The following is a 22,822-nucleotide window of genomic DNA, read 5'->3' as shown; positions in this document are numbered from 1 at the left end:
AATAATTCAGTCTTTTTAAGAATATTAATGTATGGAAGACCTGAAAAATACCGATCAGTTTTTTGGTCAGTTCTCCTGTAATACAGCCCAAATCGAAAACTTTTAGATTCGGTTTGTAAACTATATGGCCTGTATGAACTCCAAACGGCTTATATTGGTCTTCTTTAAATTTGTTGTGTTTTTTCGAATCCCATATCGTTAAAGTACAAATTATTTTTCAGGACAATAATCAGTATCACATTTGGAATTTATCATGATAACGATTGGAATTTGAATTTGAAATTTCACGATTTAGAATTTCCAAAAAAAGTATATCTTTAACCAACCAAAAAAACAAAATAATGCAGGAAGACAATCAGGAACATTTTAAAAGAGAACTCGGATTATTAGACGGAACCATGCTTGTGGTGGGATCGATGATCGGTTCCGGAATTTTTATCGTAAGTGCCGATATTGCCAGACAGGTAGGTTCTGCCGGATGGCTGACCTTAATCTGGCTCCTCTCAGGATTAATTACTATTATCGCTGCTGTGAGTTATGGCGAATTGAGTGCCATGTTTCCAAAAGCCGGTGGGCAATATGTGTACTTAAAAGAGGCCTATAACAAATTAATCGCCTTCTTGTACGGATGGAGCTTTTTTGCTGTAATCCAGACCGGAACCATTGCTGCTGTTGGTGTGGCGTTCTCGAAGTTCGCGGCTTATCTTTATGAGCCTTTGAGCGACGAAAATATACTATTCGAATTGGGATCTTTTAAGCTGAATGCAGCTCAGATTGTCTCGATTTTTACGATTGTTTTGTTAACGTACATTAATAGTCGTGGCGTTAAAAACGGAAAAATTTTACAGACCGTTCTTACCATTATCAAAATTTTATCCTTGCTGGGTTTAATTGTTTTTGGATTGACGCTTGCTGCAAAAGCTTCGGTTTGGGATGCCAACTGGGCAGATGCCTGGACTACACGTTCATACAATACAGAAACGGGTTCTTGGCTTCCTATTAGCGGAACGGCTTTGATTACCGGAATTTCAGCTGCAATGGTAGGATCTTTATTCTCCAGTGACGCCTGGAATGGGGTTACTTTTATTGCCGGGGAAATTAAAAACCCAAAGCGTAACGTCGGTTTCAGTTTGTTTCTTGGAACTTTTATCGTAACCGTTATTTATGTACTAACGAATTTGATGTATCTGGCTGTAATTCCGCTTAACGAAATTGCAACTGCAAAATCGGATCGTGTAGCGGTTGTCGCTTCGGATTATATTTTTGGAGATATCGGAACGCTGATTATCGCCATTATGATTATGATTTCAACTTTTGCCTGCAACAACGGATTAATTATGGCTGGTGCGAGAGTTTACTATACAATGGCAAAAGATGGCTTGTTTTTCAAAAAAGCCGCTGTTTTAAACGAATCCAGTGTTCCTGCATGGGCACTTTGGGCACAATGTGTGTGGGCTTCAGCTTTGTGCCTGACCGGAAAATATGGTGATTTATTAGACTTCGTTATTATCATCGTTTTGATTTTTTACATCCTTACGATTTACGGAATATTTATCTTGCGTAAAAAAATGCCGGATGCAGAGAGACCTTATAAAGCTTTCGGTTATCCGTTTTTACCTATGTTATACATTATAATCGCTACCGCAATTTGTATTTCGTTATTATTCACGAAATTCTCCACTTGTGGCTGGGGCGTCCTGATTATGCTGGCCGGAATTCCGGTTTATTATTTGACGAAACCTAAGGAGTAAGGTGCAAAGGCACAAAGAGGCAAAGGTGCAAAGTCTTTTGTTTTTTTGTACTGTACATATTTCAGATTCAGAAAGAATAGATTTGCTCAATCTGCAAAATCTGCGGGAGAAAAAAAGGAAGTTACTCATAAAGTAACTTCCTTTTTTTATAAATTGTTTTTTAGCTATTTTAAGCTTCTTGCTGCAAGGCCGGATGTATCATTTCATTGATAATAGACAAAGTAAGCAGGTCAAATTTACCGGAAAAAAAAGCATCCAATACTTCCTGAAATACAGGATGGGTATTGTTTGTTAAGCTAAAAAGAGTCATGCAGGACTGTAATTTTCTGGCATCTAAATCTCCAAGTATAGCCTCAGCCGATTTCATTTTAAAATCCAGCAGTACTTTGGAAACTTCAATAAGATGTTTTCCAAGAACCGGATGTGCCAGAAATTCTTCGCTCTGCTGAAGATTGTCTATGGAATATAATACAGACATTTCACTTTTTCCTAATCCTTTTATCTGAGGGAAAATAAACCACATCCAGTGGGTTTCTTTTTTTCCTCTTTTAAGTTCAGTAAGTGCTGTAAGATAGAGTTTGTTTTGTGCCTCTAAAAAACGGGTTAAATCATTGTTTAATTTTGCCATTTGGGGTGGAATATTATTGGAAAAAAGTTTGAAAAATACTAAAAAAGATAAGTGCTGCCTAATAAAATGTGCAAGAAGGCCATATTTTATTTTAGAAAGCTGATTTTGAGATTCTTTTCTGACGGAAAAACCATTTATTACCGGAATTAAAAAGCCATTTTTTTAACTATTCGGCTATCCTGTTCGTTCTTCTAAAGGTCAGATTAATCCTTGGCAGTACTTTTTTGGCTGTCTTAGGAACCTGATGCTGCCAGAAACTATTGGTAGTTCCGGACATCAATAAAAAAGAACCGTGATGCAGCGGAATTTCAACCTGTGCAATGTCTTTTCTGAACTTATGTCGCAGACGGAACATTCGGGTTTCCCCAAAAGTAACAGATGCGATAACGGGATTTTTGCCCGAATTATGTTCTTTATCGCTATGCCAGGCCACGCTATCACTACCGTTTCGGTATAAATTAAGCAGCAGGCTGTTAAAATCCAGTTGTGTTTCTTTTTCTACGCGGCTTCTGATGGTCAGGAGCTCATAAGTCCAGTCGGGACCATTCTGGTCTGCTCCGGGATTATCTTTGTCTTCATACCAGGCAATCATTCTGGGAGCGGTAACGGTTTTGTCAAAAATTTCCATTTCATATCCTCTCCATTTGGTGTGATGAAGCAGTTTTTCATAATAATGATCAGATTCTTCTTTGGTGAAGAAATTGTCAATCAGGATCAGTTCGGTGTCAGGCAGTTCAAATACGGTTTTTCCGCTACGACCTGAAGTAAATAATTCGGTATCATTAAAGAGTGTCATAATTTATTTTTTTAAGTATATAGCTCTGTTTTAAAATTTCATTCGATGTCTGGGCAGATTAATTTCGTGTCCCTGCGGATAGGGTTCCCGATGCGTAGGGCTAACATCTTCTTTAATTAACTGTTGTGTCTTATACTGATCTTTAGCATCCATATAACGCGGATCAGGAATAAAAGGCATTTTTGACATCCTGGTAATCGTAATAGTCGGAAAGTGGTAATCAACTTCCACAGTTCCTAAAAGCAAATAACAGCCTCCGCCCTGAAAAGGATACTTTGTCAGGCAATCGGGAAAATGTGCCGTATCAAAATAAGTCCCTTCATGATCGATCCAGGTCCCGAAATACATATTTCCTTTTTTGGTTGGCACTTGTTTTCTGGAAATCAGATAGGCCAGCATACGAACTTGTTTTTTATGATGGGCGACTAAATCTTTGGCCATAACATCGCCACGGTGTCTGGTCTGCAAAAGATCAAAAACGGTACAGGAAACGGGAAAACTTAAAAGCTCAATTTCATCAAAAGCATCTTCAAATAAAGAACGTTCCAAAGTAGGAAGCTTGTATTCTTTAACAGGCTCCTGCAGCAGCATCAGGCTTCTGTTTTCGGGTTTGAAATTATTTAAAAGCAAACTCGCAATCACTAAAAGCTGATTCTTGGTTTTTCCCGTAAAACGAAAAGCATCTATAAAAATCAAAATCTTCATGCTTTCAATCCCAATCGGAATACGATTGATGAAATCCTCTAAAGAAAGAAAATCACCGTTTTCCCCGCGGTCTGATTCGATCAAATGAGCGGTTTTGGAGTCTAAGCTCTGCAGGTGCATAAAACCGAGATAAATAGCAGTACCGTATACGGTGGTCTGATATTCGCTTTTGTTGACACACGGATTAAGAATCGTAGCGCCGGACATTCTCGCTTCATGCACATACACTTCGGTTCTGTAAAATCCACCCTGGTTATTGATGACCGCGGTCATAAATTCCACGGGATAATTAATCTTCAGATATAAACTCTGATAGCTCTCCACGGCATACGAAGCCGAGTGCGCCTTACAGAACGAAAACCCGGCAAAGGATTCAATCTGGCGGTAAATTTCCTGACTAAGTGCTTCAGGATGTCCTTTTGCGGCACAGCAGGCAAAGAAATTATCTTTTACTTTTTGCAAAGCTGCCGTCGATCGTCCTTTTCCGGACATGGCGCGACGGAGAATGTCACCATCGGCGGCGGGAAGTCCTCCGTAATGCTGGGCAATTTTAATCACATCTTCCTGATACACCATAATGCCATACGTCTCACCAAGATGTTCTTTGAAAACATCATGAAAATATTGAAACTGATCGGGATTATTATGACGAAAAATATACTCTTTCATCATTCCTGATTGTGCCACGCCGGGACGAATAATAGAAGAGGCGGCCACCAGAATTTTATAATTATCACAATTAAGCCGGCGTAACAACCCGCGCATGGCCAGGCTTTCGATATAAAAACAGCCAATAGTTCTGCCTTGTGCCAAATGAATATTACACACCGCTTCATCTTTGGAAATCGAAGTGTCCCGAATATTAAGTTTGATACCCCTGTTTTTCTCAATCAATTTTACGCTGTCATCAATATGCCCAATACCACGCTGACTTAAAATATCGAATTTTTCAAAACCGATTTCTTCAGCAATATGCATATCAAAAAGCACAATAGGGAATCCTTTTGGAGGCATTTCCAACGGCGTATAATTGGTAAGAGGTTCTTCAGAAATAATGATTCCGCAGGCATGCATACTGCGCTGGTTCGGGTATTTACCCATCATCAGACTGTATTCCTGAACCAGTTTTACAATAGAATTGGTTTCGTGAAGTGCCATCGGATTTTTGGCCAGCATATCCAGCTCTTCTTTCGGAAGGCCAAAAACTTTTCCGACTTCCCTAAAAATAGAGCGGTGTTTAAATTCGACATTCGTTCCGCAAAAAGCCACATGATCCCGGCCATATTTAGTAAAGATGTATTCTAAAATTATATTGCGCTCTTTCCAGCTCCAGTCGATATCAAAATCGGGCGGACTTTTTCGGTTGAGGTTTAAAAAACGTTCAAAATACAAATCCAGTTCTATGGGGCAGATATCGGTAATTCCCAAACAATACGCGATGATACTATTGGCGCCGCTGCCACGTCCAATGTGCATAAATCCCTTACTGTTGCTATACTGAACAATATCCCAGGTAATTAAAAAATAGCCGCTGAATTCTAATTCGTCAATTACTTTCAGTTCTTTTTCGATACGTTTTTTTGCCAGATCATGATTTTCGCCATAGCGCCAAATCAAACCTTCATGAGCCAGTTCTGTTAGCTTTGCGATATCACCTTCTCGATTTTCAGTAAAAAACTTCTTGTTTTTAGGCGTTTTAAAATCATATTCAAAATTACAGGAAGCAATGATATGTTCGGTATTGGCTATGATTTCAGGATAATTTTCATAATAAGGCAAAAGCGCTTCCAAAGGCAGCATTTTTTCAGAAGTTTTGCAATAATCAGCTGTTGTTAGTTTTGATAAAATAATGTTGGTATCAATAGCCCGAAGGATTTTGTGCAGATTAAATTCTCTTTTGTTTCTAAAAGTAACCGATTGAAGAATGACCATTTTAGAAATTTTACTTTTCAATTCTGAAGTAAAAAGTTTAGAGATTTCGTCCGGACGAATGCCGATAAACTCATTTTCACGTAGTATTTCAGGAGCATTTTCCAGCGTATAAATCACAAAAACCGACTTGAATTCGGGAGCGATTAAAGGCAAGGATTCCCCACTGAAATTATGTTCGGTTAAAAAACGATTCATTTCGCCCAGTCCTTCCGCATTTTTAGCCAGCCCAATATACCGGAATTGATGACTGGAGCGGAATTCGATTCCCACCAATGGTTTTATGGCTGCTTTATCACAGGCTCTTATAAAATCATAAATTCCGGTTACGGTATTGATGTCTGTCAGTGCCATCGCTTTTATACCACAAGAGACGGCTTCCTCAATGAGATGATCAAGAGGAATCGTGCCGTAGCGAAGCGAATGAAAAGAATGGCAGTTGAGGTACATGATTTATTTGATACGTTTTAAAATTTCGTCTTTGTTATTCGGTTTAAAGGAAGCTCCGGCGCAACGCATTACGGCATCAAAACCATACCTGTTTTTCATTTTATCCATGGCTGCATAAAGGGATAACATTTCCTGTGTGTCTTCGAAAAGATCAATTTGGTACGTGCCGCGAACGAGTCCGCTGAAGCGAATACCGATCAGGCGAATGCGCATCCGTCGTTGGTAGACTTTATCAAATAATTCGTTTACATTTTTGTTTAGGATATGGTCGGCTGAAGTATACGCAATTTTGCATTGTTTGGTTTCGGTATCAAAATTGGCGTAACGTATTTTAACGGTAATCGTTGAGGTGAGCCATTGTTCGGATCGAAGCTGGAAAGCCAGTTTTTCGACCATACCGACCAATATCGATTTTAGCATGACAATATCGATGGTATCCTGAGAAAAAGTATGTTCGGTAGAAATCGATTTTCTTTCGGAATACGGTTCTACAGGCGTGTGATCAATTCCGTTGGCTTTTTTCCAGATATCCAGGCCATTTTTTCCAATCATACGCTGCAGTACTTCGGCAGGCATTTCTGAAAGGGTTTGTATCGTGCGGATTCCGATTCGGGACAAAAGCTGAAAAGTCACAGTTCCGACCATTGGTATTTTCTGAATGGAAAGCGGATTTAAAAAGGCCTGTACATTTCCTTCCGGGATTTCCAGGTTCCCTTTTGGTTTGCCTTCTCCGGTAGCAATTTTAGAAACCGTTTTATTGACAGATAAAGAAAAACTAATCGGAAGCCCGGTTTCTTTAATTACCGATTGTGCAAGTTCATTCGTCCATTTATAACTTCCGTGAAATTTGTCCATTCCGGTAATGTCCAGATAGAATTCGTCGATACTTGCTTTTTCCAGTACCGGTGCTTTTTCCTGAAGTACCTGGGTAACATCATGCGATAATTGCGAATACAATTCCATATCGCCTTTGATGATTTTAGCCTGGGGACATAATTTTATTGCCATTTGAATAGGCATAGCAGAACGCACTCCAAAAAGGCGTGCTTCATAGGAACAAGAGGCTACAACGCCACGATCACCACCACCAATTATCAGGGGAATTCCTTCTAATTGTGAGTTGGTTAACCTTTCACAGGATACGAAAAAGGTATCCAAATCCATGTGTACAATTGCCCGTGTCATTTTTTTGTTTTTGTAAGTGACAAAATTAGCGCAGGTTGTAACAAAAATGATTATATTTGTTGTTCCAAATTATAACAAATTAAATTATGTCCCTATTTTCAGATAACATCAGAGCATTGAGGGTTAAGCATAAAATATCTCAGGAGAAATTAGCTGAAAACCTTAGAATTACCAGAGGAAGATACGTTAAATACGAAGATGGAACTTCCGAAGCCCCTTATGATATTTTAAAGCAGATTGCTTTATATTTTCATATGAGCATTGATTTATTATTGTCTGTCGACATTCGTAAAATCAATATAGAGAACCTGATAAAATTAGAAGGCAATCGGCTTATTTTACCCATACAAGTCGATAGTTTTGGCGAGAATTATATTGAAATTGTATCTCAAAAAGCAAAAGCGGGTTACCTGAACGGATATGCCGATCCGGAATATATCGAGAGTCTGCAGCAAGTTTCACTTCCGTTTTTAGGACCGGGAAAACACCGCGGATTTCCGGTAGAAGGAGATTCGATGCCGCCACACGAAGACGGAAGCATTATCATTGGCCGTTACGTGGAAAGGCTGGGAGAGGTGCTCGACGGAAAAACCTATATCCTGATTACCAAAAACGAAGGCATGGTCTACAAGCGTCTCAACAAAAACAAAAAGAATGCCCTGGTCTTAGAATCCGACAATCGTTTTTATCCGAATTACGAAGTTAAAGCTTCGGATATTCTGGAGATTTGGGAATACGAGTGCAATATTGGCCGCAGCGATAAACGCCATGAAGTAACAGAAACCCAGAGTATGAAAGATCTGCTGCTGGAGGTGAAACGTGAAGTCCTGGAAATTAAGAATAATACTTCGGGTACGAATTAGGTTCTGACAATTAAGCTTTGGTTTTATAATGGAGTGTCCCCCTGAGCGGAGTCGAAGGCCTTTTGCCTGATCCAGCCTTCGACTCCGCTCAGGGTGACAATCGTAAAAAAACTAAAAAACCTTCACAAAACTCAATCCATATTGCTGGCCATTATAGAAAGGAGCAATCATGGAGGTAGAATTGCGTTCAGAAGAGGATTTAAATAGTTTTTTGGTAATGTACGGATTCATCCAATATGCAATTTTAGTGCTCAAAATCCCGATTCCGGCTCCGGCCGCAACATCGGTTAACCAATGGCGGTTGTTGTAAATCCGGAATAATCCCGTTCCTGTTGCCACGGCATAACCTGCAATTCCGTACCAAATCGATTTGTCTTTGTATTCCTGCCATAAAAATTCGGCTCCGGCAAAAGCAGTGGCGGTATGTCCGGATGGAAAAGAATTATTTGAACTCCCGTCAGGTCTTTGTTCATGTACAATAGACTTCAGACTCAAAACAGTGGAAGCCATAATAACATACGAAGTCACAAAAATTACAGACCGGTCGCGCATCGTGTTCTTTCCTTTTACACCAAAAGCATTCAAAGCAAAAACAGAGGCTGCAGGTGCATACTGGGAGAAATCATCAATGGTGATTTTTTCGTCAATATCTTCGGTCACTTCTTTTTTAATCTGCGAATTAAAGCTTAAAAGCTGATCACTTTCAAGGCCAATCACGCCGTAGCCGATTAACACACCCGGAATAATCAGCTGCTTATAATTGAATTTAAGATGATGCGCTGCAGTGCTGTCGATTGCAGCAATAGAATCGTTTTTTTGTGCTGTTACAGAAAAAAAACTGAATAGAAATACCAGGGAAATCGTTTTGTAAATCATAATTGATTCTCTTTATATAGCAAAATAACGAAGGATTTGATCAACTATTTTTGGCTTAACCCAACCTTAAGCGAATATTAACTCCTGCTTGATTTTCAAATATTTAATGAAAACCAAAAGGTACTTCCCAATCCTAAATTACTTTCTACGCCTATGGTTCCGTTTTGGGCTTCGATAAATTCTTTGCTGATCGCCAGCCCCAGTCCTGTGCCTGATTTCTGGCTGCCCGGAATCTGAAAATATTTATCAAAAACCTTGTCTTTGTACCGGGCATCAATTCCTTTTCCGGTATCAATAACCTGAAATAAGATTTGATTGTTTTCCTCTTTCAGTTTAATGGTAATAGTACTTTTTTCAGAAGAATACGTAATAGCATTTGATAAATAATTGATTAAAACCCAGCCTGTTTTTTCGCTGTCTGCTTTTACATCCGGTAAATTTTCATTCGCATCAATGACTAATTTTATTTGCTTTTGATCCGCCTGCACTTTTACAGCTTCCGTCGCATAATTTACAATGTGATACGGATTGCTTTTTTCAATATTCAATTGAATATTCCCGGTTTCTAATTGTGATAAATTGAGTAATTCGCCGGTTATTTTCAATAAGCGCTGACTGTCCTCTTTGATGCTTTCCACCAATTGATGCTGATCTTCGTTCATGGCGCCCGTTTTGGTATTTTCCAGTAATTGCAAACTTAGTTTTATAGAAGCAATCGGGGTTTTCAATTCATGAGAGACTGTGGCTATAAAATTGGTTTTTGCAAAATCAAGCTCTTTAAAAGATGTAATATTTCTGAGAATAATCACATCTCCAATATTGATTTCTTTTTCTTCGCCTGTCGGGGTTATGGTAATGTTGATTTTTTCTTTATCAAAATAGCTCTCTTTACCGTTGGCAAAAATTTTCAAAGGCTGTTTTTTTGAATTGTCATTCGCTTCTTTGAAAATTAAAGAACGTACCAGATCATTCGATAAAGCGAGGGCAGAGGCAGATTTTGAAATTACGTCCTCAGCTTTCAGTCCGATAATTTTCAGTGCTTCATCATTGGCAAACAAAATCAGCCCTTCATTGTCTAAACCAATAATAGGGTCGTGCATATTATTGATAAGCGTCTCCAATCGTTTTTTCTCAAAGAAAAGTTTGTAGAGATTACTGTTGTTGTATTCCTGAAGTTTTTGCGCCATGGTATTAAACGATTTGGCCAGATCGCCATATTCGTTATGATTGGTAAAATGTACACGTTCGGAATAATTTTTATTGGCGATCTCCTTAATACTTAGTGTCAGCTCTTTAATTGGATTTGCGATGTTATTCGGTAGATTGATCAGTAAATTAAAAGCAATCAGAAAGCATAAAGTACCTACAACGGCAATCAGTAAATTGGCGTTTTCAGCGGTATGTTTCGCAATATCGCTTTTTTGTTTTATGGCATTCATATTGAGTTTCATAATCTCAAAAATATCTTTCCTGATCTGTGTTTTGGCAGCTTCATCGATATTGTTTTTTTCTAAAAGAGCAAAATTTCCCTTCAGGTTATCCGTTACTTTTTTCTCTCCGTACTCCGTGATATTCTGAGTTTGTTTTTGTAGATTTTCTTTAAAAGTAATAATCGCATGATCAGCATCAGTACTAATTTCATCTAACGACAAAAGCATATTTCTGGAATATTCAAGCGTATTGTAATTTGCTTTCAGAATATTCTCGGTGTCTGCTTTTATTAAAAAAACAGAATAGGCACTTACTAAAGAAAGTATGATGATCATTAAAAATAACAATCCAACGCCCAGATTTAATTTGGTTTTAATTCTCATGATGTTTGTTTTAAAACATTTTATTTTTTTGAATCATATCAGTAATATAAGGAAATATAAGCGAACACATAATTAAACTAAAGGCAGGAAAACTTAGCGTTCTTTGCGGTTAAAGTTTTAAATGAACTTATATAACTAATATGGTTTAATTCCTCAGGACAAAATAACAAGGTCAACATTCGATAAAGACAGTCTGTTTAATAAACGTCTGAAAATCGTTGTTGACAAAATTACTTTAAATAAATTCAAATGTGGTTTTCCGATGCAGACAGTTGTAATCTGTTTTTCTTCTACCATCATCAGAATGGCATCAGCAATATTTTTATGTTCTGTTTTAATGACTTCTGCGCCTAATTGTGTGGCCAGTTTAAAATTATTAATCAAATGGCGCTGTTTGTCTAACGCAATCCTGATACTGCTTTCTTTCGGTGTTTCCACATACATTACATACCAGCTTCCGTTGTAGTAACTCGCGAGCCGTGCTGCTTTCCGGATTACAATTTTAGCTGTTTTGTCGTTACTGCTAATACAGGCTAATAGTTTTTCATGTTTTAAAGCTTGTAGCTGCGGCACTTCACTTTCTACTTTACGAACTACCTGACTGGCAACTTCCTTCAAAGCCAGTTCGCGCAATTGCAGGATTTGTTCCGATTTAAAAAAGTTTGTCAGAGCCGTCTGGATTTTATCGGGCGTATAAATTTTGCCTTCTTTCAAACGGGCAATCAAATCCTCTGAGGTCAAATCAATATTCACGACTTCATCAGCAATTCGCAAAACATTATCCGGAATTCGTTCCTGAACATCAATGCCGGTTATGCGTTTTACATCTTCGTTTAAACTTTCAATATGCTGAATATTAACGGCTGAAATCACGTTGATTCCCGCTTCCAGAATCTCTAAAACATCCTGCCAGCGTTTTTCATTTTTGCTTCCTTCTACATTTGTATGCGCCAATTCGTCTACAATAACTACTTCGGGCCTAAGGTTTATAATCGCCTGAACATCGAGTTCTTCGAGTTCTTTGCCTTTATAAAAAATAGTCCGCCTCGGAATCACCGGCAGACCAAATAATAACTCATGTGTTTCCTTTCGCATATGCGTTTCGATGTAACCAATTTTTACATCAATTCCGTTCTTCAGCAGCGAATGGGCTTCCTGAAGCATGCGATACGTTTTTCCCACACCGGCACTCATCCCAATGTAGACCTTGAATTTTCCTTTTCTCGATTTCTGAATTAAATCAAGAAAGTGTTGTGCGTTATTTTCTTTTTCCATTTTTTTTGCTTTATGCTATAAGCTGTAAGCTTTAAACAACAGAACTCTTCAAAAGCCTGCAGCTTAAAGCCTATAGCCTACAGCTAAAATTTACGCTATAAGCCGTAAGCTTTAGGCAACAGCACTTTTTAAAAGCCTACTGCCTAAAGCCTATAGCTTAAAGCTAGAAAGAAATTGCCAGCGAAGTCGTTACAAACGTATTCGTATCCGTTGGAAGATTGTCTTTTGTAAATATTTCATCTTTACTCGAAAGATTTCGGGCTTCTATTCTAAACATTACATTATCAGTAACTAAGTAATCAAAGTTAGCTGAAAATCCGTAAGTTTTAAAACCATTTGGAGTTTCTGTTGCGATAATCACCCCTTTTTCATCACTGTAATATTCGCCACGGGCCGCTAACTGGATTTTATCAGTAGGTTTGTATTGCAGAATCAAAACAGGCGAAAACCAGGTGTCGTATTTAGTACTGCTTTTAGCCGCTTGTTGCGAACCAACATCAAAACCGGCTGTTATATTTGTTTTATCCGTTACTTTAAACTGTCCGTAAAAGTTATTAAAATAACGCCATTTTTTATCGGTATCCGGTTGTTCATTTCCGACATAAGTACTCCAGTTTAATACAATCCTGTCGGATGGTTTGTAGGTAACCTGTGTTCCAAAAGCAGGCGTATGGTTGCCTTCTACTTTCTGGGTACGCTGCCAGCCATTCAAATACATTCCGGCTAGATACCATGCTCCGGATGCTGAGGTATAGCCTATTTTAACTCCTGTTTCATAATACGGAGAATTCTCCGCCAGAATACTTCTCGTTAAAGTCTGGCAATCTTTCCCAATCGCACTTTCAAAACCAATGTGCGCCGGCATAATTCCCGCATCAATCCATAAATTATGGCTTTGCGAAATCTTCACACCCACATTCGCCTCGTATACATTTTTCAACAAACCCTGTTCGGCAGTCATGTTGTATTCGGCATAGGTTCCGGCCATTAAGGCAAAATTTCCACGAACATTATCTTTTGAGTAATTCACTTTTGCCAAACCTAAATTAAGGTTCACTTCATTGCTTTTATTATAATTGTAAAAGAAGCCGGGACGTGTATGATTTTCAGGTTTTGCAAAATCATAACTGTAATAAACGTCTGCATATCCTGAAAATGTAAACGGACTTTTTGTTTCTTCCTGAGCGTGTAAATGGCTATAACCGAAAGCGATTAAAGCAGTAAGTATTATTTTTTTCATTTTGTTTTTCATTGAGAGGAACGACCTGTTCGACGGCACGAAAGCAATCTCGTTCTCATTGGTTTTTATTAGTAGATTTTTTAGGAGCTATTTCCCGCTATCCACTACAATCTTTTGTGCGGAACCCCCACACAAAAGGATTTTCGTTTCTATCGGGGCTAGGCCTTTGGGGTAAAAAAGGGCTTTTGGTTTTCCCTGCAAGATTTTCAAACCTTACAGTAATTTATTTTGCCTTCCGGGTTGTCATTTCGACGAAGGAGAAATCACACAAACTGGTGGCAATGGTTTTCAAACCCGACAGGTTTTAAAAACCTGTCGGGTTTGAAACCTTAGGATCTTAGCGACTTAGAATCTGAGAACCTTTCTTAGAAAGCTCATCCAAAGCCACATTCAATTCCAAAACATTAACGGTTTCAGGTCCAACAACAGCCGTATTAATTTTAGATTCAACCAAAGCTTTTACTTTGTCTTCTGCTAATTTTCTTTCTTTGGCAACACGTTTCACCTGAATCAAAGCACCTTCCGGTGAAATATTCGGATCCAGTCCACTACCGGAAGCCGTTACCATATCTGACGGGATCTCCGATTTTTTCAAATAAGGATGAACAATTAAAAACGTATCGATTCTTTTTTGAACCAAAGCCAAATATTCAGCATTGCCTGGTCCTTTATTACTTCCGGCACTTCCGGCAGCGTTATAATCCACAGCCGAAGGTCTTCCCCAGAAATAATTCGATTTGTCGAATTTCTGACCTATTTTTTGGTAGCCAACCACTTTTCCGTTAACCGAAATCGTTTCTCCTTTCCCGTGATTCGGAGCAAATTGTGCAATTCCGTAAATCGCAAGGGGATAAATAACTGCAAACAGAATTACGGTAAGCAGTGTCAATTTTAATAGTGAAAATATTTTCATCGTGTTATTTTTTTAGAGGTTCTAAGGCACTAAGCGGCTAAGCTTCTAAGCTTTTCTCTTGTACTTAGTATCTTAAGAACTTGTTTTTTTAAATTTTCGAAGACGTGGAGATTTTAAGTTTCTAAGGTTTTTTTATCTCAGTACCTTAGAAACTTAGAACCTTAGCAGCTTACATAAACAGAGCAACCAACAAATCAATTAACTTAATTCCGATAAAAGGCACGATCAATCCGCCTAAACCATAAATCAAAAGGTTTCTTTTCAGGATCGCACTTGCACCGATTGGTTTATAATCAACACCTCTCAATGCCAGAGGAATCAGAATCGGAATGATGATCGCGTTAAAAATTACAGCTGATAAAATAGCACTTTCAGGACTGTGTAAGCGCATGATATTTAGTCCCTCAAGCGCAGGAATCGCAGTAATAAAAAGAGCAGGAACAATAGCAAAATATTTCGCAACGTCATTTGCAATAGAAAAAGTGGTTAAAGTTCCCCGAGTCATTAAAAGCTGTTTTCCAATTTCAATAATCTCGATTAATTTGGTTGGGTCATTATCAAGATCGACCATGTTTCCGGCTTCTTTGGCAGCCTGTGTTCCACTGTTCATGGCAACACCCACATTCGCTTGCGCAAGGGCAGGAGCATCATTGGTTCCGTCACCCATCATGGCAACAAGTTTACCCAGGTTTTGCTCGTTTTTGATGTAGTTCATTTTATCCTCAGGTTTCGCTTCGGCAATAAAATCATCTACACCGGCAGCTTCTGCGATAAACTTCGCCGTAAGCGGATTATCTCCGGTCACCATTACCGTTTTAACACCCATTTTTCTCAAACGGTCAAAACGTTCTTTCATTCCGGTTTTGATAATATCCTGTAATTCGATAACACCCTGAACCTGATTGTTTTTAATCACCACTAATGGCGTTCCGCCGTTTGTAGAAATGTCAATTACTTTTTGCGCAGTATCTTCCGGAAAACTATTTCCTGCCTGAGCAGCAATGTTTTTTGCTGCATCCTGAGCACCTTTTCTAATATTGGTTCCGTCTTTCAAAATAACTCCGGAAGTTCTGGTTTCTGCAGTAAATTTGATTAAAGTAGCACCTTCAATGGATAATTTACTGGCAGTTTCGGCACCTGCCAGTTCTACGATACTTTTCCCTTCCGGAGTGTCATCTGCTAATGAACTTAACACAGCAGACTTTATAAAATCTTCTTCAGATACGCCTTTTGCAGGATAAAAATTCGTTGCTTTTCGGTTTCCAATAGTGATAGTTCCGGTTTTATCCAAAAGCAATACATCAATATCTCCGGCAGTTTCAACTGCTTTTCCGGATTTTGTAATTACGTTAGCACGAAGCGCTCTGTCCATACCCGCAATTCCGATGGCAGATAGCAAACCACCAATTGTCGTTGGAATCAAACAAACGAACAAGGCGATAAAAGCCGCAATCGTGATGGGTGCATTTGCATAGTCGGCAAACGGTTTTAGCGTAACGCACACAATCACGAAGATTAAAGTAAATGCGGCTAATAAAATAGTTAAGGCAATTTCGTTTGGTGTTTTCTGACGGCTTGCTCCTTCTACCAAAGCAATCATTTTATCCAGAAAGCTTTCACCTGGTTCAGAAGTTACAATTACTTTAATTTTATCGGACAATACTTTTGTTCCTCCGGTTACCGATGATTTGTCACCTCCGGCTTCCCGAATGACAGGAGCACTTTCTCCGGTAATGGCACTTTCGTCAATTGTTGCTAAACCTTCTATGATTTCACCATCAGTTGCAATTAAATCTCCGGCTTCACAAACGAAAACATCTCCTTTTTTCAATTCCGAAGAACTGATATTTTTGATTTCTCCGTTTGGCAGGATTTGTCTGGCAGGCGTTTCTTCACGTGTTTTTCTTAAACTGTCAGCTTGTGCTTTTCCTCTCGCTTCGGCAATAGCCTCCGCGAAATTGGCGAACAAAAGTGTTGCCAGTAAAATTAAAAACACGATTAGATTATAAGTAAAACTACCCTGATCAGTTGCTCCCATTAAAATGGAAACACAGACAGCAAACATAATGGCAGTTCCTATTTCTACGGTAAACATTACCGGATTTTTGATCATCAATTTTGGGTTAAGCTTTACAAAAGACTGCGCTAAGGCTTCTTTTACCTGCTTACTTTCAAATAATGAAGTGGATTTATTATTAGTCATTTTCTTGTAAAAAGTTAAATGTTATTTGTTAAATATTAAGCGGAATAAATTCATAAATGTAAACATAGCCAGTGGTTTCAATCACTGGAACGCAATGTATATCACAATCTGTGTCCCCGTGGTTAAAACCCACGGCTGTTTGTCTAGCATTATTTTAGTGTAAAGTATTCCGCTAAAGGTCCAAGTGCCAACGCTGGGAAGAATGATAAAGCAGCAATAATTGCAATCACGGCGAAAACCATTACACCAAAAATTGTAGTGTCCGTTTTTAAAGTTCCTGCACTTTCCGGAATGTATTTTTTGTTAGCCAGTAATCCTGCAATTGCTAGTGGCCCAATTATCGGAATAAAACGGCTTAACAATAAAACTATTCCTGTAGTAATATTCCAGAACGGATTGTTATCGCCTAAACCTTCAAAACCAGAACCGTTGTTGGCAGCACTTGAAGTATATTCATATAGCATTTCTGAGAAGCCGTGGTGTCCCGGATTGTTTAACCAGCCTGTTGCATTTCCGTTAAACCAGTATCCCATCGCCGTATCATGCGCTGCAAAATAAGAAGCTAAAGCGGTACCTGCTAATATTAATAAAGGATGAAGGATCGCAATAAAAGCAGCAATTTTAACTTCCCGCGCTTCGATTTTCTTCCCTAAAAATTCAGGGGTTCGGCCCACCATTAATCCGGAAATAAATACAGCAAGAATGATGAAAATGTAGAAATTCAGAATACCAACACCACAACCCCCGTAAAACGCATTGACCATCATAGCAAGCAGCTCCATAGCTCCGGAAACCGGCATTGAACTGTCGTGCATACTATTGACAGAACCGGTAGAAATTACCGTTGTGGCAATACTCCAGAAACCTGAAATAGCTGGTCCAAAGCGAACCTCTTTTCCTTCCATAGCTCCCGTTGTTTGTGCGATTCCCATTTTCTCAATAGCAGGATTCCCGTTCATTTCACTCATCATTGTTGGAACAACAAGCAATAAGAATCCAACCGTCATTACTCCGAAAATTACGTAGGATAATTTCTTTTTCTTTAGATAAAAACCTAAAGCGAAAATCATTGCAAACGGAATAATTAACTGGGCCCATAATTCAACGCCATTCGTAAAATAAGTAGGGTTTTCTAGTGGATGTGCCGAGTTGGCTCCAAAAAAACCACCTCCATTTGTACCAATATGTTTAATGCCAATAAAAGCTGCTGCCGGGCCACGAGAAACTTCAACAGAGTCGCCCTGAAGGGTTGTGATCGCATCTTTACCTTCAAAAGTCATTGGTGTACCGCTAAACAATAAAGCAATTGCTACAATTGCTGAAAGGGGTAATAAAATACGGGTACAGCTTTTGATGAAATAATTGTAGAAATTCCCCAGTTTTTCTGTAGTTCTTTCTTTCATTGCGGTAAAAATCATTGCTGCAGCGGCCATTCCGACACCAGCCGAAACAAACTGCAGGAACATCAAAACCATTTGTGAAAGATACGATAGTCCGCTTTCTCCGGAATAATGCTGTAAATTGCAATTTACCAAAAATGAAATAGCAGTATTAAAAGCCAAATCAGGACTCATCGACGGGTTATTATCCGGATTTAAAAACAAGGATCCCTGAAATAGTAAAACAAAAAAGCAAAGAAAGAACCAGACCATGTTGATACTTAAAAGTGCTTTTAAGTGTTGTTTCCAGTTCATTTCTTCAGTGGAATTGATACCGCTGATTTTAAAAATAAATTTTTCAATTGGATTGAAAATCGGGTCAAGAAATGTTTTATCACCCAAATAAACTTTAGCAATATATTTTCCTGTTGGAATGGCTAAAACTATCGAAATGATGAAAATACTAATGACACCAAATAACTCTGTGTTCATATTTTATTTATTAGAAGTTAAATAATTTTTCGGCTTTTATAAAAACATAACAAGCGTTACAAAAGCTAATGTCCAGGCCACATAAACAAATACTAGCAGCATTTTTTTTGATTGTGACTTTTTCATCTTTTAAAATTTTTCAGGTTTAATTAATACATAAACCAAATAGCCGAAAACGGCGATGGAAATAATAAATAGTGCAGTCATGATTTAGATTTTTTCAAAAAATTCAACTGATTTAAAACAGATCGCAAACAGTACAACGGCCAGTGCGAGTAAAAGAAAAGTGATTAGCATATTAGATAATTTTAGAGTTCAGATTTTAGATTTAGGGCTTTTGCGATTAACCAATTAACATGGTAACCGATTCAATATTTTATACGCCTGAAGTATTCACTTGTTTGATATATTCTGCTTTTAGCGTTTGAGGAAAAAGATGTGAAATGTTGCAGTGACGCATTTCCATAAAAGAAGAAACAGAAAAAATGTACACATTGGAAATGGCATTTTTAGTTTCGATACTTCCGCTAATAAACAAACGTTCAGCAAGTGCTAAGCATTTTTTTGCCCGAACGATGTTACCGGAAATAATTGATTTTTTGGTGATATCTGCAAAACGCTCTGCTTGTTTGTAAATAGAATTGACTTGATTTTTCATGAGAATGAATTTTTATGTTCTTCCCACTTATGCCAAAAGTTGTTCCGAAAAAAGCAGAAAACAGCTAAAGTCTTGTCAATAAAAGGATTGTCGTTTTGTGCCAAAAATAAAGCACAAAAAAAGCCTATCAAAATGATAAGCTTTTATTAAAATGATAGGTCAAATCCAAATTCCATTGCAATTTGGAATTTATCCCGATAGCTATCGGGATTGGAATTTAGCTTTGTTATTGAATCCCGTACTCGTCTAACTTTCGGTACAAAGTCGCAATTCCGATTTCGAGCAAACGTGCTGTCTCGGCCTTATTGCCTTTGGTGTAATTTAAAACCTTCTGAATATGCAGTTTTTCGATACTCTGCATAGAAAAAGCCGACATCGATTTGGTAGGTTTTTCAGGCTGATGCTGCATCTCATAAGGCAGGACATCGGCGGTTAAAACAGTATCGCTTAAAATAACAGAGCGTTCAATAATATTTTTGAGTTCCCTAATATTTCCGGGCCAGGAATAATTTTCTAATTTGCGAAGAAAGTCATCTGATATTTCGAGTGTTTTCTTGTTCGTTTTTTCAGAAAACTGCTTCACAAAAGAAAAAGTAAGAGGGGCAATATCTTTGGTTCTTTCCCGAAGAGGAGGAAGTTTGATTTCGAAAATATTCAGACGAAAATATAAATCAGATCGAAAACGATGTTCGTCACTTTCTGTTTTTAAATCTCTGTTGGTCGCTGCAATTAATCTGAAATTGGATTTTTTTGAAGTCGTATCACCAACCGGAATGTATTCGCTGGTTTCTAAAACACGTAATAATTTGGCTTGCAGTTCAATGGGCATTTCTCCAATTTCATCCAAAAATAAAGTACCGCCATTCGCTTCTTCAATAAAACCTTTTTTATCTTTGAGAGCACCGGTAAAAGCGCCTTGTTTGTGGCCGAAAAGTTCGCTTTCTAAAATTTCTTTGCTAAAAGTACTGCAGTTTAGCGCTACAAAAGATTTACCGGCACGAGTGCTGTTTTCGTGAATGGCCTGCGCAAAAACCTCTTTTCCTGTTCCGGTTTCACCGGTGAGTAAAACGGTCGAATCGGTTTTGGCGACTTTTTGGGCAAGATCAATAACCTGTTCAATTCCTTTTGATTTTCCTATAATGGTATCGAAAGAATATTTATCGCCAATACGTTTTTCGAGCTGCTGCACTTTTTTTTGCAAATGTCCTTTTTCGACAGCTTTATACAGAAGCGGAATAATTTTGTCATTATCATCTCCTTTTACAATATAATCAAAAGCACCATTCTTCATGGCCTGAACGCCGTCTGCTATATTTCCGAAAGCCGTTAGCAAAATAACTTCGGTAAGCGGAAAACTTCCTTTTATCTGCTGTAAAAAATCAACGCCATTTCCGTCGGGTAATTTTACATCACATAAAACGACATCAATGTCGGTTTGTTCAAGTTTCTTAAAGCCGGATTTCAGATCTTTGGCTTCCAGAACTTCAAAACCTTCCGATTTTACGATGCGGGCGAGCAGACTTCTGAGTTTTTCTTCGTCGTCTATAATTAAAATTTTATGTGTCATTTGAGGATATTGCTAAATCGAGTATTATTTCGAAATACAAATTTAGGCTTTAAATCATTTGACTTAAACATTCCTTATAAATTTTGTAAAAGCATTTTAGAAGATTGAAGTGTCCTCTTTTTGAATTGATTTTTTTAAAGAAATATATCTTTAGAAGCTATTAATCACACCTCAGATGAAAATACCACAAAACCCAGTAAAACTATTTTTGTTCACAGCATTTCTTTTAACTGCCGTTTTCTGGTTTGGGAATCATTCAAAACTTCAAAAAGACACTTTAAAGACTTCTTCTAAATTTGAAATAGAATCAAACTCACCTGATTTTTCAATTGCTCATGACGGAAAAAAAACATAAATTGATAAAACTTCAATGGAATTAAAAAGACATTTGTAGCTACAAATATTATAATTCTATTAACACGAAAGAATCCGGGCTTTATATCAAATGAATTAATTTTGCATAAAAGTTACATTATATATGAAAAATCCAATTTCAATCTCCATATTAGAACTGGCTATCATTACACAGGATAGCAACGCAACTGAAACATTTCAAAAAACAAAAGAAATAGCACAGCAGGCAGATAACTTAGGTTACAAACGTTTTTGGCTGGCCGAACATCACAATATGGCACATGTGGCGAGTTCCGCAACAGTAGTCTTAATTGGTTACATCGCCGGTCAGACCCAAAATATCCGCGTAGGTTCTGGTGGAATCATGTTGCCGAATCATTCTCCTTTAATAGTTGCCGAACAATTCGGAACACTGGAAACACTTTATCCAAACCGAATTGATTTAGGGTTAGGAAGAGCGCCGGGAACAGATCAGCCAACAGCCGAAGCCATCCGAAAAGATTTTTTTGAGCAGGCGCAGCGTTTCCCTCAAAATGTAAGCAAACTTCAGGATTATTTTTCAGCCGAAAATGCAACCGCAAAAGTAAGGGCATTTCCAGCCGAAGGAACAAATGTTCCCATCTGGATTTTAGGCTCAAGCATGGAAAGTGCAGCTCTTGCCGCCGCGTACGGGTTACCCTATGCATTCGCCGGACATTTTGCACCACGCCAGATGATTCAGGCTTTTGAGTTTTACCGCGAAAACTTCCAGCCCTCTGCAAATTTAGACAAACCCAAAACGATGGCCTGTGTCAATATCATTGCGGCAGATACGAATGAAGAAGCCGACAGACTATCGACAAGCTTGTATCAAATGTTTCTCAACTTAATTAGAAACGACCGCAAAGGTTTGCAGCCACCTGTAGATGATCTGGATGATATTATGAGCGAAGAAGAACGTTTTCACGTCAATCAAATGACCGCTTGTACGTTTACAGGAAACAAAGAGCAGCTGGAAACAGATCTTAAAAAATTCATCGACTACTCCCGTGTAGACGAATTAATGGTAACCAGCCCAATTTTTGATCATCAGGCCAAACTAAAAAGTATCCGTATTACAAAAAAAGTCATAGATAGTATAAACACAATATAAGGATACTTTTTCCTCTCCTATATATAAGGTAGGATTTCGTTTCTACAACCCGACAGGTTTTCAAAACCTGTCGGGTTTATTTTTTATAGATACATTAGGTATACAGCGATTATTCCGTCCCCCTGACTGAATTCAACTCTTTTGGAATTTGGTATTTAAGAAATTGGAATTTGATAAGGAGCTTTATCCCGCTATCCGCTCCAATCTTTTGTCCGCCGCGGCAGACAAAAGGATTTCCACTTCTATCGGGGCTAGGGCAGAGGTTTTCAAAAGAGATGTACGTTATATATAGGAAAGAAAAGAAACTTAGTGTCTTTGGGGGAAATCAAAAAACGCAATAAAATCCGGCGTTGCGCTCTTTGCGAAATACACCCCGGCAGAAAAAACCTTGGCGTCTTAGCGGTAAAATCAGTCCAAAGCATTGAATTCTGATAAAACTCCAAAAAAGATTGTTTTGTAAAAAACGCAAAACCAGTGACTTATAAAAAAGATTAAAAATAGTTTGAAAAAGGTATTGTTTAAGCGGATAAACTCCCTACTTTTGCACCCGCAACAGCGACATGCGTTCTAAGAAATACTGACAGGTTACTAAATCAAACTGAAAAATTATTT

General features: G+C 38.2%; 18 protein-coding genes. 4 read left to right on the top strand and 14 right to left on the bottom strand.

Annotated elements, in window-relative coordinates; genetic code table 11:
* Window positions 1–341 precede the first annotated feature (341 nt).
* Window positions 342–1,751, top strand: coding sequence for an APC family permease (locus GJU43_RS16470; RefSeq protein ID WP_154342019.1), 1,410 nt, complete (start codon window positions 342–344; stop codon window positions 1,749–1,751).
* A 169-nt stretch (window positions 1,752–1,920) separates the two neighbouring features.
* Here GJU43_RS16470 and GJU43_RS16465 read toward each other — a convergent pair whose 3' ends face one another.
* From GJU43_RS16465 to dinB, 4 genes are all read right to left on the bottom strand, one after another.
* Complete coding sequence (locus GJU43_RS16465) at window positions 1,921–2,379, bottom strand: DUF1810 domain-containing protein (protein ID WP_154342017.1); 459 nt, start codon at window positions 2,377–2,379, stop codon at window positions 1,921–1,923.
* A gap of 166 nt (window positions 2,380–2,545) precedes the next feature.
* The gene (locus GJU43_RS16460) at window positions 2,546–3,175 is read right to left on the bottom strand and encodes an alpha-ketoglutarate-dependent dioxygenase AlkB (protein ID WP_154342015.1); all 630 of its coding nucleotides are present in this window, start codon (window positions 3,173–3,175) and stop codon (window positions 2,546–2,548) included.
* Window positions 3,176–3,205: 30 nt separating this feature from the next.
* On the bottom strand, window positions 3,206–6,259 hold the full coding sequence (locus GJU43_RS16455; RefSeq protein ID WP_154342013.1) for a DNA polymerase III subunit alpha: 3,054 nt from the start codon (window positions 6,257–6,259) through the stop codon (window positions 3,206–3,208).
* Window positions 6,260–6,262: 3 nt separating this feature from the next.
* Window positions 6,263–7,444: a DNA polymerase IV gene (gene dinB, locus GJU43_RS16450; protein ID WP_154342011.1), complete on the bottom strand. Its 1,182-nt coding sequence runs from the start codon at window positions 7,442–7,444 to the stop codon at window positions 6,263–6,265.
* An 86-nt stretch (window positions 7,445–7,530) separates the two neighbouring features.
* Between dinB and GJU43_RS16445 the strand changes: the two genes are divergently transcribed.
* Window positions 7,531–8,307: a LexA family transcriptional regulator gene (locus GJU43_RS16445; RefSeq protein ID WP_154342009.1), complete on the top strand. Its 777-nt coding sequence runs from the start codon at window positions 7,531–7,533 to the stop codon at window positions 8,305–8,307.
* 111 nt (window positions 8,308–8,418) lie between these two features.
* Here the strand turns inward: GJU43_RS16445 and GJU43_RS16440 are convergent, their stop codons facing one another.
* The 10 genes from GJU43_RS16440 to GJU43_RS16395 all read right to left on the bottom strand — a co-directional run bounded on the left by GJU43_RS16440 (window position 8,419) and on the right by GJU43_RS16395 (window position 20,724).
* Window positions 8,419–9,183: a phosphatase PAP2 family protein gene (locus tag GJU43_RS16440; protein ID WP_154342007.1), complete on the bottom strand. Its 765-nt coding sequence runs from the start codon at window positions 9,181–9,183 to the stop codon at window positions 8,419–8,421.
* A gap of 95 nt (window positions 9,184–9,278) precedes the next feature.
* The gene (locus tag GJU43_RS16435) at window positions 9,279–10,997 is read right to left on the bottom strand and encodes an ATP-binding protein (protein WP_154342005.1); all 1,719 of its coding nucleotides are present in this window, start codon (window positions 10,995–10,997) and stop codon (window positions 9,279–9,281) included.
* Between the two features lie 153 nt (window positions 10,998–11,150).
* A complete protein-coding gene (locus GJU43_RS16430; RefSeq protein WP_154342003.1) occupies window positions 11,151–12,272 on the bottom strand; it encodes a sensor protein KdpD in 1,122 nt (373 codons plus the stop codon).
* Between the two features lie 163 nt (window positions 12,273–12,435).
* Complete coding sequence (locus tag GJU43_RS16425) at window positions 12,436–13,512, bottom strand: porin (RefSeq protein WP_154342002.1); 1,077 nt, start codon at window positions 13,510–13,512, stop codon at window positions 12,436–12,438.
* A gap of 337 nt (window positions 13,513–13,849) precedes the next feature.
* Window positions 13,850–14,425 carry a K(+)-transporting ATPase subunit C gene (locus tag GJU43_RS16420; RefSeq protein ID WP_154342000.1) on the bottom strand — a complete coding sequence of 192 codons (576 nt, stop codon included), beginning with the start codon at window positions 14,423–14,425 and terminating at the stop codon, window positions 13,850–13,852.
* Between the two features lie 169 nt (window positions 14,426–14,594).
* Complete coding sequence (kdpB, locus tag GJU43_RS16415; protein ID WP_154341998.1) at window positions 14,595–16,628, bottom strand: potassium-transporting ATPase subunit KdpB; 2,034 nt, start codon at window positions 16,626–16,628, stop codon at window positions 14,595–14,597.
* A 149-nt stretch (window positions 16,629–16,777) separates the two neighbouring features.
* The gene (kdpA, locus tag GJU43_RS16410) at window positions 16,778–18,499 is read right to left on the bottom strand and encodes a potassium-transporting ATPase subunit KdpA (protein WP_154341996.1); all 1,722 of its coding nucleotides are present in this window, start codon (window positions 18,497–18,499) and stop codon (window positions 16,778–16,780) included.
* Between the two features lie 129 nt (window positions 18,500–18,628).
* Window positions 18,629–18,706, bottom strand: a complete 78-nt coding sequence (gene kdpF, locus GJU43_RS16405; protein ID WP_072975519.1) for a K(+)-transporting ATPase subunit F — start codon at window positions 18,704–18,706, stop codon at window positions 18,629–18,631.
* Between the two features lie 169 nt (window positions 18,707–18,875).
* Window positions 18,876–19,157, bottom strand: a complete 282-nt coding sequence (locus tag GJU43_RS16400; RefSeq protein ID WP_154341994.1) for a hypothetical protein — start codon at window positions 19,155–19,157, stop codon at window positions 18,876–18,878.
* A 226-nt stretch (window positions 19,158–19,383) separates the two neighbouring features.
* Window positions 19,384–20,724, bottom strand: a complete 1,341-nt coding sequence (locus GJU43_RS16395; protein WP_154341992.1) for a sigma-54 dependent transcriptional regulator — start codon at window positions 20,722–20,724, stop codon at window positions 19,384–19,386.
* 175 nt (window positions 20,725–20,899) lie between these two features.
* Between GJU43_RS16395 and GJU43_RS16390 the strand changes: the two genes are divergently transcribed.
* Entirely contained in the window at window positions 20,900–21,079 is a 180-nt protein-coding gene (locus GJU43_RS16390; protein WP_154341990.1) for a hypothetical protein, read from the top strand.
* Between the two features lie 123 nt (window positions 21,080–21,202).
* Entirely contained in the window at window positions 21,203–22,210 is a 1,008-nt protein-coding gene (locus tag GJU43_RS16385) for an LLM class flavin-dependent oxidoreductase (protein ID WP_154341988.1), read from the top strand.
* Window positions 22,211–22,822: the final 612 nt, after the last annotated feature.

It is taken from the genome of Flavobacterium sp. LC2016-23 (assembly GCF_009674775.1).
Classification (GTDB): Bacteria; Bacteroidota; Bacteroidia; order Flavobacteriales; family Flavobacteriaceae; genus Flavobacterium.
This window is presented reverse-complemented; position numbering and strand designations above follow the sequence as displayed.

Coding starts and splice junctions, on each gene's coding strand:
- GJU43_RS16455 (WP_154342013.1), bottom strand. CDS start 6,259: ATGTACCTCAACTGCCATTCTTTTCATTCGCTTCGCTACGGCACGATT.
- GJU43_RS16435 (WP_154342005.1), bottom strand. CDS start 10,997: ATGAGAATTAAAACCAAATTAAATCTGGGCGTTGGATTGTTATTTTTA.
- GJU43_RS16470 (WP_154342019.1), top strand. CDS start 342: ATGCAGGAAGACAATCAGGAACATTTTAAAAGAGAACTCGGATTATTA.
- GJU43_RS16400 (WP_154341994.1), bottom strand. CDS start 19,157: ATGAAAAATCAAGTCAATTCTATTTACAAACAAGCAGAGCGTTTTGCA.
- kdpB (WP_154341998.1), bottom strand. CDS start 16,628: ATGACTAATAATAAATCCACTTCATTATTTGAAAGTAAGCAGGTAAAA.
- GJU43_RS16420 (WP_154342000.1), bottom strand. CDS start 14,425: ATGAAAATATTTTCACTATTAAAATTGACACTGCTTACCGTAATTCTG.
- GJU43_RS16440 (WP_154342007.1), bottom strand. CDS start 9,183: ATGATTTACAAAACGATTTCCCTGGTATTTCTATTCAGTTTTTTTTCT.
- kdpA (WP_154341996.1), bottom strand. CDS start 18,499: ATGAACACAGAGTTATTTGGTGTCATTAGTATTTTCATCATTTCGATA.
- GJU43_RS16425 (WP_154342002.1), bottom strand. CDS start 13,512: ATGAAAAAAATAATACTTACTGCTTTAATCGCTTTCGGTTATAGCCAT.
- GJU43_RS16395 (WP_154341992.1), bottom strand. CDS start 20,724: ATGACACATAAAATTTTAATTATAGACGACGAAGAAAAACTCAGAAGT.
- GJU43_RS16390 (WP_154341990.1), top strand. CDS start 20,900: ATGAAAATACCACAAAACCCAGTAAAACTATTTTTGTTCACAGCATTT.
- GJU43_RS16445 (WP_154342009.1), top strand. CDS start 7,531: ATGTCCCTATTTTCAGATAACATCAGAGCATTGAGGGTTAAGCATAAA.
- GJU43_RS16465 (WP_154342017.1), bottom strand. CDS start 2,379: ATGGCAAAATTAAACAATGATTTAACCCGTTTTTTAGAGGCACAAAAC.
- kdpF (WP_072975519.1), bottom strand. CDS start 18,706: ATGACTGCACTATTTATTATTTCCATCGCCGTTTTCGGCTATTTGGTT.
- GJU43_RS16460 (WP_154342015.1), bottom strand. CDS start 3,175: ATGACACTCTTTAATGATACCGAATTATTTACTTCAGGTCGTAGCGGA.
- dinB (WP_154342011.1), bottom strand. CDS start 7,444: ATGACACGGGCAATTGTACACATGGATTTGGATACCTTTTTCGTATCC.
- GJU43_RS16385 (WP_154341988.1), top strand. CDS start 21,203: ATGAAAAATCCAATTTCAATCTCCATATTAGAACTGGCTATCATTACA.
- GJU43_RS16430 (WP_154342003.1), bottom strand. CDS start 12,272: ATGGAAAAAGAAAATAACGCACAACACTTTCTTGATTTAATTCAGAAA.